This window comes from Streptomyces sp. NPDC029041 (assembly GCF_040637515.1).
In the GTDB taxonomy this organism is placed as follows: Bacteria; Actinomycetota; Actinomycetes; order Streptomycetales; family Streptomycetaceae; genus Streptomyces.
In genome coordinates, this window is record NZ_JBEZWO010000008.1 from 158,194 (window position 1) to 172,507 (window position 14,314).

The following is a 14,314-nucleotide window of genomic DNA, read 5'->3' on the forward strand; positions in this document are numbered from 1 at the left end:
CGTTGCGGCGTCAGCTTGAGCACTTGCTGGACATGGGCCAGTTGCGGAACGTCGAGCTTCAGGTGATGCCGATGGACCGCGAGGAGCACGCCGGCTTGGCCGGCGGCATCGAGGTGCTGAAGTTCGAGGACGGCTCGGTGGTTGGCCGTTCGCCGGCGGTGGCCAACGGCCGACCGGTTACTGAGCCAAAACAGCTCCGTATCCTCGAACTGCGGTATGGCATCATCCGGGCTCAGGCCCTCTCGCCGCGGGAGTCCACCGCCTTCATCGAGCAACTGCTGGGGGAGACATGATCCGGAACATCTCGGCTGAGGGAGCCTCCGGACCGGCTTGGTTCAAGAGCAGCTACAGCAGCAGCAGCGAAGGTGACTCCTGCGTCGAAGTCGCTGCTGCCCCCGGCACCGTGCACGTTCGGGACTCCAAGAACGTCGATGGCCCCCGTCTGGCGATCACGCCCGGCGCCTGGGCGGACTTCGTGGCCCACGCTGCGAGGCCCTGACCGGGTAGCCTCCGGACCTCTGGGGCCCCTACTTCTCGACGAACAGTTCCTCCGGTGTGTCCACCGTTGCGGAAGACCTCCTTGGGGACCGTGATGTCACGAGTCTCCAAGAGCCGTTGGACCGCGCCGACCAACGCCGCCTTGTATCCGGGTTGTACCCCCGGACCCATTCCTCGTCCTCGTGTTCGTCATAGTTTCTCCAGCCCGGAACGGAAATCACCCATGACTCGCTCCGGCGGAATGCCCAAGCCCATGCATGTCACCGTGAACCGGCGCAACTCGTGGAGTTCCGGTGCGGCGTCCGGATCGTCGATCACGATCGCCCCGGGGTCAGGTTTCGGTCCGGTCCACGGCGGGCGCCGCGTCCTCGGCGAAGAGCTCGTCGACGCTCTGCACGTGGGGCGTCCGGTCCAGCCAGCGGCTCAGGAGGTCGAGGTCGGTGCAACCGGCGATGCGGTCCCGGGCCTCCTGGGGGACCGAGACGCCTCGTGCTTCGAGGAAGCGGAGAATGGCCTTGGCTTCGCCTCTGGCCTCGCCCTTGGCCTCGCCCTCGAGGTAGGCCTTCTCCATCACCGTGCCCCGGCCGGGGAAGTAGTTGACGAACGTCACGATGTCCCTCCATTTGTCTCCGGCGGGGGTATCCCCCAACGCCGAGTCGAGAAACTGAAAGAATTGGCATGCTCCTCGCCCTGAGGGGCGAGGATTCCGGCCTTCCCTTACTGGTTGCCGTGTCGTTACTCGGCACGGTTTTCGGTGGGGAATCCGTGGCTTCCTGTTTCTTCGCGCTGTGCCGGGGCTGCTCCCGGTCTTACCGGCGCTCCGCAGGCCGATACCGCCAGTCCGGCGGCCGTCTTTACGTTGATCGCGGCGTTGGTGTCCCGATCGTGGACGGTGCCGCAGGCGGTACAGGTCCATTCCCGCACGTTCAGGGGTTTGGGTCCGTCCATGGCGCCGCAGGTGTGGCAGGTCTGGGAGGTCGGTGTGAACCGGCCGATCTTGACCAGGGTGCGGCCGTACCGTTCGGCTTTGTATTCCAGCATGTTGATGAATGATGCCCATCCGGCGTCGTGCACCGACTTGGCCAGGCGCGTGCGGGCGAGTCCTTTGACCGACAGGTCTTCCACGGCGATCCCTTGGTTCTCGCAGATCAGCTTCGTGGAGAGCTGGTGGTGGAACTCACGGCGTGCGTCGGCGCCCTTTGCGTGGGTGCGGGCGACCTTCAGGCGGGCCTTGACCCGGTTCCTTGATCCCTTCTTCTTGCGGGACAGCTCCTTTTGGGCCTTCTTCAGTTGCTTCTCCGCGCGCCGCAGGAAGCGCGGGGAGTCGATCTTCGTGCCGTCGGAGAGGACCGCGAAGTGGGTGAGGCCGAGATCGATGCCGATGGTGCGATCGGTCTCCGGCATCCGGGCCGCGTCGGCGGCGGGATCGGTGTCGATGACGAAGGAGGCGAAGAATCTGCCGGCCGCATCCTTGATGACGGTGACGGAGGTCGGGGTGGCAGGCAACGTGCGAGACCATTTCACCTTCACTGCGCCGATCTTCGGCAGGTTCAACCGTCCGTGGTCGGTGATGTTCCAGCGGGCGTTGGCGGTAAACCGGACCGACTGTCGGGCGTCCTTACGGGATTTGAAGCGGGGCGGGCCCACCTTCGGTCCCCTGCGGGTGCCCTTGAGGGAGGCGAAGAAATTACGGTATGCAGTCTCGGCGTCCCGCAGGGACTGCTGGAGGATGACCGCGGAGACCTCGCCCAGCCAGGACCGCTCCGGCCTCCGTTTCGCCTCGGTGATCAGCTTCCGGGACAGCTGACCGGCCGTCGGGAACGGCTGACCGGCTCGGCGGGCGTCTTCGCGGGCACGCACGGCGTCGTTGAACACGACACGGGCGCACCCGAACGCCCTGGCCAGCGCGGCCTGCTGAGCGGCATCGGGGTACAACCGGAAGGCGTACCGGAGCTGCATGACGATCACACTAGGCACGTCGAACTCACGCCGCCAGCAGGAACATTTGAACGATCCATCACCGTCACGAAGCAGGGCCGGCTCCGCCGGAACGAGATGCGACGCTCCGCGTCGCAGCCACAAGATTCGCCTCACCTCCGGCCTAAAGGCCGGAGCACTGCGCATGATTTCCGGTAGCTGGCGGCGTTCCAGTCCATCCCTGCGAGGGCACGGCCCAGTGCGTCCAGTACGGCGTCGATGTGGGGGCTGTTGGCGTGAGCCAGAGCGGAGAACACGGCCATCGCCGGCTTCTCCGCCTCCGTCCTCGGATCGGTGATCACCGGGAGGTTGTCCGGTCCGACGACCAAGGGGTACGTCATCTGGGCGATCCAGCCCCGCGTGCCACAGGAGAAGGGTCGGTCGCCCACTTGGTCGTCGCCCGGCTATGTAAGTGGGCGGAAGGCTGCATTTCCGGCGGGTGGAAGGTGTTCACTCTTTCGAGCTTGGGAAAAACTTCCCGGGCTACCTCGCCACGAACTGCGTGAGGATCGCCTGGACCTCGTAGATGTCGACGCCCTTGGTGAAGGTCTTCTCGATGGGGGCCGGGGTGCCGGAGATCCAGATTTTCAGCTCGGCGTCCAGGTCGAACGTGCCGGCCGTCTCCACCGAGAAGTGGGTGATGCTGCGGTACGGGACCGAGTGGTACTCGACCTTCTTGCCGGTGATGCCCTGCTTGTCGATCAGGATCAGGCGACGGTCCGTGAAGAGGATGGTGTCGCGGATCAGCAGGAACGCGGCGTGGACCTGCTCGCCGTGGCCGAGGAGGCGGGCGTAGTCCTGCTGGGCCGACTGCGGGTTCACGGTGTGCGCGTTGCCGAACAGTGCCATGGTGTCCCCCGGTTGGTTGCCCGGACCGTCCGGTGGGCCGGGTGCCTCACTCATCCTACGAACAGGGGCCGCTCAGGGCGATGAGCCTGAGGACGAGCCGGTCGGGAGACGCGTCCGCCCCCAGGAGGAGGTCCCCCTAGGGGCGGGTACGGGGCGGGAGTTACGCCGACTCGCCGCCGAAGCGCTCCTTGTACGACTCCAGGTCCTCGTCCGTGAGCTTGGCGAACAGCACCGGCGGGATGGCGAAGGGGGTACCGGCCGGGACGGCGGTGAGGGAGCGGGCCTCGTCCGCGGTGACCCAGGTCGCCGTGTCGTTCTCCAGGGAGAACGCCTCGCGCATCTTCTGCGCCGACGTCGGGATGAACGGCTCGGAGACCACCGCGTAGAGGTGGATCAGGTTCATCGCCGTACGGAGGGTGAGCGCCGCGCCCTCCGGGTTGGTCTTGATCTCCAGCCAGGGGGCCTTCTCCTCCAGGTAGGAGTTGCCCGCCGACCACAGGGCGCGCAGCGCGGCCGCCGCCTTGCGGAACTGGATGGCCTCCATCTGGGCCTCGTACTCCGCGAGCAGGCGGGCGATCTCGTCGCCCAGCTTCGTCTCCGCCTCGCCGGGCTCGGCGCCCGCCGGGACCTCCTCGCCGAAGCGCTTCTTGGAGAAGGACAGGACGCGGTTGACGAAGTTGCCGAGGGTGTCGGCCAGGTCCTTGTTCACCGTGGCGGTGAAGTGCTCCCAGGTGAAGGACGAGTCGTCCGACTCCGGGGCGTTCGCCATCATGAAGTAGCGCCAGTAGTCGGCCGGCAGGATGTCGAGGGCGTCGTGCGTGAAGACGCCCCGGCGCTGGGACGTGGAGAACTTGCCGCCGTAGTAGTTCAGCCAGTTGAAGGCCTTGATGACGTCGACCTTCTTCCACGGCGCGCGGGTGCCCAGCAGGGTCGCCGGGAACATCACGCTGTGGAAGGGGACGTTGTCCTTGCCCATGAACTGCGTGTAGTGGACGTTCGCGTCCGACTCCCACCACCAGGAGCGCCAGTCGCGGTTCTCCGGGTCCTGGTCCGCCCACTCCTTCGTCGCGCCGATGTACTCGATCGGGGCGTCGAACCAGACGTAGAAGACCTTGCCCTCCGCGGCGAGGTCCGGCCAGGTGTCGGCCGGGACCGGGACACCCCAGTCCAGGTCGCGGGTGATCGCCCGGTCGTGCAGGCCCTCCGTCAGCCACTTGCGGGCGATGGAGGAGGCGAGGACCGGCCAGTTGTCGGCGCGCTCGTCGACCCATGCCTCGACCTCGCCGGCGAGCGCCGACTGGAGGAGGAACAGGTGCTTGGTCTCGCGGACCTCCAGATCGCTGCTGCCGCTGATCGCCGAGCGGGCGTCGATCAGGTCGGTCGGGTCCAGGACGCGCGTGCAGTTCTCGCACTGGTCGCCGCGGGCCTTGTCGTAGCCGCAGTGCGGGCAGGTGCCGATGATGTACCGGTCGGGCAGGAAGCGGCCGTCGGCGTTCGAGTACACCTGGCGGATCGAACGCTCCTCGATGAAGCCGTTCGCCTTCAGCTCCCGGGCGATCTCCTGCGTGATCTCGTGGTTCTGCGGGGAGGAGCTGCGGCCGAAGTAGTCGAAGGCCAGGTTGAAGCCGTCGTAGATCGCCTTCTGCTGGTGGTGCGCCTCGGTGCAGAACGCGTCCACCGGGATGCCCTGCTCCTTCGCGGCGAGCTCCGCGGGGGTGCCGTGCTCGTCCGTCGCGCAGATGTAGAGGACCTCGTGGCCCTGCTGGCGCAGGTAACGGGAGTAGACGTCCGCCGGGAGCATGGACCCCACCATGTTGCCCAGGTGCTTGATCCCGTTGATGTACGGAAGGGCGCTGGTGATGAGGTGTCGAGCCATCGCGGGCTGCTCCCAAGTCGCTACGCGGGGTGACGATCTCGTGGTCTCGGTCGTCTACGAACCTTGAAATCGTAGCTGACACGGGTACGCCGCCCGCCTCCCCTTTTAGCTGGGTGGGACGCGGGCGGCGTATGGGGCCGGGGAGGGTTACGGGCGCCAGTGCGCCAGTACGCCCTCGTAGAGCTCCTTGTCCGTCAGCTCGCGGGGGGTCTCGCCGGCGAGGAAGTGGGACGTGTTCGGGGTCTTGAGCTTGCGGAGGTAGTCGAAGGCCTTGTTCTCCGGGTCACCGAAGGCGACGAAGGAGAAGAAGACGGCGGGGTGGCTCTCTGCGGCGTCGGAGAGGGCCTGGTTGGCGGGGGTCTTCGCGTCCGGGGCGCCGTCCGTCTGGAAGACCACCAGGGCGGGGGCGGCGGGGTCCGCGGTTTTGTCGTGGTGGGCGAGGACCGCTTCCACTGCCGCGTGGTAGCTGGTGCGGCCCATGCGGCCGAGGCTCGCGTGCAGGTCGTCGATCTTGTTCTCGTGTTCGGAGAGGGTGATCTCGCCGGTGCCGTCGAGTTCGGTGGAGAAGAAGACGACCGGGACGGTGGCCTCGGGGTCGAGGTGTGCGGCGAGGGCGAGGGTCTGCTCGGCGAGGGCCTGGGCGGAGCCGTCCTTGTAGTACGGGCGCATGGAGGCGGAGCGGTCGAGGACGAGGTAGACCTTGGCTCGGGTGCCGGTGAGGTTGTGCTTTTCGAGGGTGGTGGTGGCGGCCTTGTAGGCGGTGGCGAGGCCGGGGGCGTGCTTCTTGAGGGCGGCGAGGGTGAGGGCGGGTCCGGCCTCGGCCTCGGCTTCGCCTTCGGCCGTGTTCTTCTTCCCACCCGCACCACCCGTGCGGCTTTCGTCGCCGGGTGCGGGTGGCCCCTGCGGGGCGGTGTCGCCGTCGGCGGCCGCGGGCTCGGGGGCCTTCTCGGACTTCTTCCCCTGCTCGGCCTGGTCCGCCTGCTCGGCCCCGGCTGCGGGCTCGGCCTTCGTCGTGGCCTTGGCCGTGGCCTTCGTCGTGGCCTTCTTCGCGGTCTTGGGCCTGGCCTTCGGCTTGGTCTCGGCGGACGCCTTGTCGGCGGTCACCGCGTCGGCCTCGACCTCGGGGGTCTCCTCGGACTGCGTCCCGGAGCCGGCCTCGGCCTTCGGCGCGGCCTTCCGTGTGGCCTTGGGCTCGGCCTTCGGCTTCGTGTCGGCTGCGGGCTCGGGCTTCGGTTCCGCCGTCGGCTCGGGCTCCGGCTCTGCGGGAGTCTCCGCCTGCGGCTCGGGCTTGGCGTCCCTCTCCGCCGCTGCCTCGGCCTCCACTGCTGCCTCGGCCTTTGCCGCTGCCTCGGCCTCCGCCTTCGCCGGTGCGTCGGACTCGGCCGCCTTCTTCGCGTCCTTCGTTGCCGTGGGCTCGGACTGCGCTTCGTCCGTGGGGCTGGCCCCGCGCTTCTCCGCTGCCGTCGGCTTCGGCTCCTCGGTCGTCGCCGGGGCGGCTGCAGCCTCCGCATCCGTGGCCTTCTCCGCCACGGCAGGCTCCGCCGCCTCCGGCTCCTCGACGGCGGTCGGCTCCGCGACCACCGCCGGTTCCTGGTCAGCGGCGGCCTTCTCGGCGTCCGCCGGTTCCTGGTCAGCGGCAACCTTCTCGGCCCCCGCCGATTCCGCGACAGCCTCGGCCTTCCCGGCATCCGCCGATTCCTCGGCCCCCGCCGATTCCTCAGCAGCCGCCTCCTCGGCCCCCGCCGGCTCCTCCGCCCCCGGCCGCTCCGCCGAAGCCCCCCGCTCGCCCTCCGTCGACCGCGTCGGCCTCGGGACCGTCACATGGTCGAAGGCCGCCGAGACGAGGTCGTGTTCCCCGGAGTCCGACGTGCGCGGCTCGGGGACGCCGGCCGACGGCGTGGGCTGCGGTTCCGGGGAGGGGGACGGGACCTTCGGGTCCGTGGCGGGGGGTGACGCGGGCGCGGCAGCGGCCTCGCGGCCGGTGTCCTCGCTGGTCAGGCCCTCGGTTCCGCCGGTCTCGCCGGCGGTCGCCGTACGCTCCGCACCCTCCGCCTCGGCGGTTTGTGACTTGCGGGACCGTCCGAACGCGTTCCGCAACCGAGTGAGAATGCCCATGTGCGCGCAACCCTTCGCGTGAGTTGAAGCCCGTCAATCCCTGGCCAGGACGGACACGTAAGGTTAGCGGCCCTCCTGTGTGATCTTGGGCAGGGTCTGTTGTGCCGGGCCCACTCTGTCAAGAGCGCATCCGGCCGGTGCAGGTGTCGCCGGGCTGAATGGCCGCAACCCCCGTACGGCAGCCGGGGGTTCATTCGGTGTTCACCCGGACGCCCGGCTGTCGCACATATGCGCACCTACGGTCACGCTGACACCAAGGGCATCTCAGGGGAGAGTAAAGTGCGCAAGCTGCTGCCGTTGATCGGGACTCCGTCCGGTTCGCACCCCGGCGGCCGGTCCGCCATGACCTGTCGTTTCCGATGTGGTGACGCCTGCTTCCACGAGGTGCCCAACACCAGCTCCAACGAGTACGTCGGTGACGTGATCGCCGGTGCGATCGGCCGCCGGTCGATGATGCGTGCCGCGGCCGTGGTGACCGTGGCCGCCGCCGGAGCGGGTGCCGCCGGCCTCGCCCGGGCCCCGCAGGCGGCCGCCGCACCGGCCGCGGGCCCGGCCGCCGCTGCCGCCTCCGAGGCCGCCGGGCGCAAGACCAAGGGCGCGCGCGGGCTGCGCTTCGCGCCCGTCGCGCCCAACACCGCCGACGCGGTCACCGTGCCGGAGGGGTACCGGCAGAACGTCGTCATCCGCTGGGGCGAGCCCATCCTGCGCGGGGCGCCCGCCTTCGACCCGGAGAAGCAGACCGCCAAGGCCCAGGCCGGGCAGTTCGGGTACAACTGCGACTTCCTCGCCCTGCTGCCGCTGCCCGGTGAGCGCGGCCGGCAGCTGCTCGTCGCCAACCACGAGTACACCGACGAGATCCTGATGTTCCGGGGGTACGACGCCGCCCGGCCGACCCGTGAGCAGGTGGAGATCGCCTGGGCCGCGCACGGTCTGTCCGCCGTCGTCGTGGAGGGGGACCGCAAGACGGGCAGGCTCACCCCCGTCCCCCGGCACGAGCTGAACCGGCGCGTCACCGCCACCACCGAGTTCCGGCTGACCGGGCCCGTGGCCGGGTCCGAGCTCGTGCGGACCTCCGCCGACCCGTCCGGCACCAAGGTGCTCGGCACCCTCAACAACTGCTCCGGCGGTGTCACCCCGTGGGGCACGACCCTGCACGGTGAGGAGAACTTCAACCAGTACTTCGCGAACAGCAGCCGGGCGACCGACAAGCGGTACGGCATCGGCACCGGGGCGAGCGAGCGGAAGTGGGAGAGGTTCGACAAGCGGTTCGACGTCGCCCAGGAGCCGAACGAGGTGCACCGGTTCGGCTATGTCGTGGAGTTCGACCCGTACGACCCCACCTCCACGCCCCGCAAGCACACCGCCCTCGGGCGGTTCAAGCACGAGGCCGCGACCGTGCGGCTCACGCACGACGGGCGGCCGGTCGTGTACTCCGGTGACGACGAGCGGTTCGACTACTTCTACAAGTTCGTCGGCAGCAAGCGGATGCGCCACGGCACCTCCCGGGCCGTCCGCGAGCACAACCTCTCCCTGCTCGACGAGGGCACGCTGTACGTCGCCAAGCTCACCGGTGACTCCCCGGCGATCGAGATCGACGGCACCGGCAAGCTGCCCGGAGACGGCGAGTTCGACGGGAGCGGTCAGTGGATCCCACTGGCGACCGCCACCGCGAAGGGTGCCGTCTCGCACGTGGAGGGGATGAGCGCCGAGGAGGTGTTCGTCTTCACCCGGCTCGCCGGTGACAAGGTCGGCGCCACCAAGATGGACCGGCCCGAGGACATCGAGCCCAACCCGGTGACGGGCAAGGTGTACGTCGCCCTGACCAACAACGGCAACCGGGGTGTCGGCTCCAACGCCAAGGCGGACGAGGCCAACCCGCGCAACGCCAACAAGCACGGACACGTCCTGGAGCTCACCGAGCGGTGGAACCGGCCCGAGAGCACCCGGTTCGCCTGGTCGCTGTTCCTCGTCGCCGGTGACCCGGACGACCCGGCGACGTACTTCGCCGGGTTCCCGAAGGACGCCGTCAGCCAGATCTCCTGCCCCGACAACGTGGCCTTCGACCCCTACGGCAACCTGTGGATCTCCACCGACGGAGCCCAGCTCGGCTCGCATGACGGCCTGTTCGGTGTGGCGACCCGGGGTGAGCGGCGCGGCGAGCTCAAGCAGTTCCTGACCGTGCCGAAGGGCGCCGAGACCTGCGGCCCGATCGTCCAGGACCGGCGCGTCCTGGTCGCCGTGCAGCACCCGGGCGAGATCGACGGCGCGTCCGTGGAGAAGCCCGCGAGCACCTGGCCCGACGGACCCGGGACGTACGTCCGCCCGGCCGTGGTGGCCGTGTGGCGCGCCGACGGGTCCGACATCGGCGTCTGAGCCGTTCGGCCGCAGCGGTTCGGGGGAGCACGCGGACGTAGGCTCTCGGGGATGCGGACAGGCGAGTTGTCCAAGCGCACGGGTGCGAGTCCGCGCTCACTGCGGTACTACGAAGAGCAGGGCCTGCTGACCAGCTCACGCTCCGAGGCGGGGCAGCGTCACTATTCCGATGCTGCGGTCCAGCGCGTGTCACTCATCCGACAGCCGGCCGTCTGACGCTGTCGAGTTCTTCCTCGCGCAGGTGACCTCGCAGCGGTCCAGGCCGGGGGCCTCGCTCTGCGCGTTGCGGCCGGGATCGGGTCACGTCCTCGGTCGTCCCGGCCGGCCGTATGCGTGTGCGCGCACCGGGCCGGGTCAGCGGCGGGCGTGGAGCGTGAGGTCCGTGACGACCGCGCGGTGGTCGGTGTCGGCCAGGTCCAGGATGCGGGTACGGCTCGCGCCGAAGTCCCGCGAGACGAGGACGTGGTCGATCTGCGCGCCGAACGCCGGGGCCGTCCGGGCCGGCCAGGTGGCGGTGCGGTCGGAGCCGTCCAGGCGGGAGGCGTCGTGCAGGCCGGTGTCGAGGATGCCGCGGAAGGCCGCGTGGTCCTGGGAGGCGTTGAAGTCGCCGGCCAGGACGAGAGGGGTGCCCGGGTCGGCGGTGGCCGCCTCGCGCAGGGCGGCGAGCTCCCGGCGCCAGAGGTCCACCTGGCCGGGCAGCGGGGGCATCGGGTGGGCGAGCTGGAGCCGCACGGCGTGCCCGTCGACGTCGGCGACCGCCCCGGGCATGCCCATCGTGCCGGGCACGCCCGCGGTGGGCCGGAGCGGGAAGCGGCTGAGGATGACGGAGCCCTCGGAGCCGCCGCCCTCCACGGCCCGGCGGTGCGGGTAGTCCGGGGAGAGGTCCCGCTTCAGCAGCGCGTCGCACGCGGAGTCGCACTCCTCCACGAAGACCACGTCCGGTTTCTCACGGCGGACGGCGGCGACGAGGGAGCCGGTGCCCTGGCCGAACTCGACGTTCGAGGTCAGCACGCGCAGGTCCGCGACCGGGCGGCCCACCGGGTCGCCGACCTTGCCGTACGGCTCGGTGAACCAGGCCAGCAGGCCGAGCAGGACCACTCCCCAGACGGCCCCGGGCCACCACCGCGACCGCAGGGAGAGCAGCAGTCCCACGGCGGTGGGGGCGAGCAGCCAGGGGAGGAAGGCGAGGAGCTGCGGGACGGGGGTCATGCCGTCGCTGTCGGCGGCCCGGAAACCGACGACCACGCTCACCCCGGCGAACATCAGGGCGGCGCACCGGAGGCCGAACCGCCGTCCGGGCGGACGGTGTTCGCGCCCGTCGTCCCTGGCGGTCCACTCGGCAGCGGCGGTGTCCAAGGCCCGGCCTTCCGTTCGCGGGATGGGATGCCCGAATCCTCCCTCAAAGACGGGGCGGCGTGGGGGAAGGTTGCCGGGCGTCGACCCGGGCCAGGAACTCCTCCAACGCGCGGTCGAACTCCTCCGGGCGTTCCAGGTTCGGCATGTGGGCCGCGCCCTCGACGATGTGCAGCCGCGCGTCCGGGAGGGCCGCGTGCATCGCCCGGGCGTCGGAGACCGGTGTGAAGGTGTCGTCGGCCCCCACGACGACCAGGGCGGGGACGCGGACGCGCGCCAGCAGGGCGGTGTAGTCGGGGCGCCGGGCCCGGGCGCGCAGGGCCGCGGCGGCACCCTCGGGCGCGGTGGCGGTCATCATGCCGTGGACGTGTGCCTTGACTTCGGCGGAGGCGTACGGGGCGACCATCCGCTCCAGGACCTCGTCGGCGTAGCCGCGCATGCCCTCGGTGAGGAGACGGTCCGCCATGGTGTCGCGGATGCGCACGCCCTCGGGGGTCTCCGCCGCCGGGAAGGTGTCCGCGAGGACCAGGCCGCGGACGCGCTCGGGGAACAGCCGGTAGCAGTCCATGACGATCTGCCCGCCCATCGACAGGCCCGCCAGCACGAACGACTCCACCTTCAGCTCGTCCAGCAGGGCCTCGATGTCCCGGGCGAATACGGAGAAGTCCGTGACGGCCGGGGCCGTCGGGGAGGCGCCGTAGCCGCGCAGGTCGGGGGCGATGACGCGGCGGGTACCCGGGAACCTGTCGAGTTGCGGGGCCCACATCGTGCGGTCGAAGGGGTGGCCGTGGACAAGGACCAGGGGCAGCCGATGCGTATCGGGCCCTTTGTCCTCGTATGCGAGGAAGGGTGCCATGGCGTCGACCCTAGGGCGCCCGACTACTCGGTGCAATAAAATCTTTGCTCTCGGTGCAATCCAAGGGGGAGACCGGCCGATGAGTGACTACCGGCGCATCGCCGACCGCATCGCCGACGACATCGCCACCGGACGGCTGCGGCCCGGCCAACGGCTGCCACCGCAGCGGGCGTTCGCACGACGGCGGGGCATCGCCCCGTCGACGGCCGGGCGGGTCTACGGCGAACTCGTGCGGCGCGGGCTGGTCGTCGGGGAGGTCGGACGCGGCACCTTCGTACGGGCCGCACCGGCCGGACCGGCGGGGCAGGCCCTCGTCGAACCCGCGCCGGCCGCCGCGCCCGTCAACCTGGAGCTCAACTACCCTGCCGCGCCCGGCCAGCCGGAGCTGCTCGCCCCGGTGCTCGCGCCGCTGCTGCGTCCCGACGTGCTGGCCGAGGCGCTGTCACCGGCCGCCGCCACCGGCACCGCGGCCGCCCGTGAGGCCGCGGCCACGGTGCTCACCACCCCGGGCTGGCGCCCCGCCCCGGAGCGGCTGCTGTTCACCGGCAACGCCCGGCAGGCGATCGCCGCCGTCCTGGCCTCGCTGGTCCGGCCGGGCGGCCGGGTCGGGGTGGAGCAGCTGACGTACCCCCTGGTCAAGGAGATCGCGACGCGGCTCGGCATCACCCTGGTGCCGCTGGCCGGGGACGCGGCCGGACTGCTCCCGGAGGCCGTCGCCGCCGCGCACCGCACGGCCCCGCTGTCCGCCCTCTACCTGCAGCCGACGCTGCACAACCCGACGTCCCGGACGACGAGCCGCCCGCGGCTGCTGCAACTCGCCCAGGTGCTCCACGACCTGAACCTGCCGGTGGTGGAGGACCGCATCTGGTCCTTCCTGCGGGAGCCCGGTGATCCGCTCGCCGTGCACGCCCCGGCCCTCACCCACGTCGTCGACGGGCTCTCCAAGCGGGTCGCCCCGGGGCTCACCGTCGGATTCCTCGTCGTGCCCCCGCACCGGGTCGCCGCCGTGGCCGACGCCGTGCGGTCGGGCGGCTGGAGCGCGGGACGGTTCGCGCTGGAGGCGGCCGTGCGATGGGCCGGGGAGGGGACGGTGGCGCGGCTGGTGGCGGCCAAGCGGGCGGACGCCGTACGACGGCAGCGGATCCTCGCCGAGGAGCTCACCGGCTTCGCCGTACGGTCCGACCCGGCCTCCTGCTTCGCCTGGTGGGAGCTGCCCGCCCCGTGGCGCGCCGACACCTTCACGGCCGCCGCCGCCGCGCACGGCATCGCCGTCACGCCCGGACCCGCCTTCGCCGTCGCCTCCGGGCACACCCCCGACGCGGTCAGGCTCGGCCTCGCGTCGGCTCCGGAACCGGATCTGCGGCGGGCACTGCGGACCCTCGCGCACGTCGCCGCCCGGCGAGCCGGGGACCGTACCGGCCCGTGATCCAGGCGCACGCCGCGACCGCCAGCCCCAGGACGCACAGCAGCCAGGACACCGTGCGCAGGGTGGCCGTCAGGGCGTCGTAGACGGCTCCCGCGGCCGGGCGGTGCAGGGCGTCGGGCAGGTCGGCGAGGGTGAGGCGGCGGCCGATCGCGACGGTGAGGACCAGCAGCGCGCCGCCCAGTGCCGTGCCCAGCCCGAGGGCGGTGACCGCGCGGCGGCGGCAGGCGGCGACGGCGATCCCGGCGACCGCGAGGACGGCGGCGGCGAGCGGCAGCCAGAGGGCGGCGGTGTCCAGCACGTGGTACCCCTTGCGCAGTCGGTCCGCGTCGTCGGCCGGGAGCACCGGGATCCGCGTGTGCGTGACCGGGATGCGGTGGGCGAACGGCACGTGGTCGTCGGCGAGTCGTTGTTTGAACCGGGCGATGACGGGAGCGGGGTCGACGGTGACCGGGGCGCCATGTGCGCCGTCGTCGCGCAGGGCGCGCAGCACCGCGTCGTGCACGGCCCGGTTCGCCGCGTCCCAGGCGGCGCGGTACGCCTCGGTGCGGGTGAAGGAGCGCGCCGCGTCGTGCACGAAGGGCCCCGCCGCCCCGCGCAGCGGGGTGCCGGCCCGGCGTCCGGCCTCCCGCAGGACACCGTCCCCGACGGCGTCCGCGACCGCGCGCCGCACGTCCGGGTCGGCGGCGAGCGGTGCCATCGTCCGGACGTAGCGGCCGGTGTCGGTGAGCCCGTGGGCCGCCCAGGCGGCGAGCGCCCCGAACGGCACGAGCAGGCACGCGAGGAGCAGCAGAACGGCCGACAGGACGTTCCGCGATCGTGGGGGCGTCTTCCCGGCCAGGGGCGCCCGGTCGCGCTCGGACACCCTTCCAGGCAAGACGCCCCGGGCCGGGCCCGCGAGCGCTGCGACGCCGTCCGGCCGCCCGCCATGCCGTGCCGCGGGGCGTGCCACCTGCGGGAAACGGCTTCGGGGGAGCGCTCCGGCGGGCTCCCC

Annotated in this window: 12 protein-coding genes and 1 pseudogene; 5 read left to right on the forward strand and 8 right to left on the reverse strand. The window is 71.2% G+C overall.

The genetic code is table 11. The features are described 5' to 3' along the window. Both AB0F04_RS21980 and AB0F04_RS21985 read left to right on the forward strand, forming a co-directional pair. The coding region (locus AB0F04_RS21980; protein WP_362043680.1) for a Scr1 family TA system antitoxin-like transcriptional regulator at positions 1–293 on the forward strand (293 nt) is incomplete at its 5' end. After that, positions 290–499: a DUF397 domain-containing protein gene (locus tag AB0F04_RS21985; protein WP_362043682.1), complete on the forward strand. Its 210-nt coding sequence runs from the start codon at positions 290–292 to the stop codon at positions 497–499. The genes AB0F04_RS21980 and AB0F04_RS21985, both read left to right, overlap by 4 nt. Before the next feature lie 330 nt (positions 500–829). Here AB0F04_RS21985 and AB0F04_RS21990 read toward each other — a convergent pair whose 3' ends face one another. The 5 genes from AB0F04_RS21990 to AB0F04_RS22010 all read right to left on the reverse strand — a co-directional run bounded on the left by AB0F04_RS21990 (position 830) and on the right by AB0F04_RS22010 (position 7,315). Continuing rightward, positions 830–1,108: a hypothetical protein gene (locus AB0F04_RS21990; RefSeq protein WP_362043683.1), complete on the reverse strand. Its 279-nt coding sequence runs from the start codon at positions 1,106–1,108 to the stop codon at positions 830–832. Positions 1,109–1,233: 125 nt separating this feature from the next. Then, positions 1,234–2,457: an RNA-guided endonuclease TnpB family protein gene (locus tag AB0F04_RS21995; RefSeq protein ID WP_362044268.1), complete on the reverse strand. Its 1,224-nt coding sequence runs from the start codon at positions 2,455–2,457 to the stop codon at positions 1,234–1,236. 501 nt (positions 2,458–2,958) lie between these two features. Then, positions 2,959–3,324: a PH domain-containing protein gene (locus AB0F04_RS22000; protein WP_053670278.1), complete on the reverse strand. Its 366-nt coding sequence runs from the start codon at positions 3,322–3,324 to the stop codon at positions 2,959–2,961. A gap of 160 nt (positions 3,325–3,484) precedes the next feature. Continuing rightward, entirely contained in the window at positions 3,485–5,200 is a 1,716-nt protein-coding gene (metG, locus tag AB0F04_RS22005) for a methionine--tRNA ligase (protein ID WP_362043685.1), read from the reverse strand. Positions 5,201–5,347: 147 nt separating this feature from the next. After that, entirely contained in the window at positions 5,348–7,315 is a 1,968-nt protein-coding gene (locus tag AB0F04_RS22010; protein ID WP_362043687.1) for a VWA domain-containing protein, read from the reverse strand. Between the two features lie 279 nt (positions 7,316–7,594). On the opposite strand from AB0F04_RS22010, the gene AB0F04_RS22015 reads away from it, so the two are divergent. Then, a complete protein-coding gene (locus AB0F04_RS22015; protein WP_362043689.1) occupies positions 7,595–9,688 on the forward strand; it encodes a PhoX family protein in 2,094 nt (697 codons plus the stop codon). A gap of 51 nt (positions 9,689–9,739) precedes the next feature. Further along, positions 9,740–9,892: pseudogene (locus tag AB0F04_RS22020) on the forward strand (MerR family transcriptional regulator); the annotation flags it as partial. Positions 9,893–10,042: 150 nt separating this feature from the next. Here the strand turns inward: AB0F04_RS22020 and AB0F04_RS22025 are convergent. Next, a complete protein-coding gene (locus tag AB0F04_RS22025; RefSeq protein ID WP_362043691.1) occupies positions 10,043–11,044 on the reverse strand; it encodes an endonuclease/exonuclease/phosphatase family protein in 1,002 nt (333 codons plus the stop codon). 43 nt (positions 11,045–11,087) lie between these two features. Continuing rightward, a complete protein-coding gene (locus AB0F04_RS22030) occupies positions 11,088–11,897 on the reverse strand; it encodes an alpha/beta hydrolase (protein WP_362043693.1) in 810 nt (269 codons plus the stop codon). Between the two features lie 79 nt (positions 11,898–11,976). Here AB0F04_RS22030 and AB0F04_RS22035 point away from each other — a divergent pair, with 79 nt between their 5' ends. Next, positions 11,977–13,323: a PLP-dependent aminotransferase family protein gene (locus AB0F04_RS22035; RefSeq protein ID WP_362043695.1), complete on the forward strand. Its 1,347-nt coding sequence runs from the start codon at positions 11,977–11,979 to the stop codon at positions 13,321–13,323. On the opposite strand, the gene AB0F04_RS22040 is transcribed toward AB0F04_RS22035, so the two are convergent. Next, positions 13,220–14,185 carry a hypothetical protein gene (locus AB0F04_RS22040; protein WP_362043697.1) on the reverse strand — a complete coding sequence of 322 codons (966 nt, stop codon included), beginning with the start codon at positions 14,183–14,185 and terminating at the stop codon, positions 13,220–13,222. The two genes, AB0F04_RS22035 and AB0F04_RS22040, sit on opposite strands and share 104 nt — an antisense overlap. Positions 14,186–14,314: the final 129 nt, after the last annotated feature.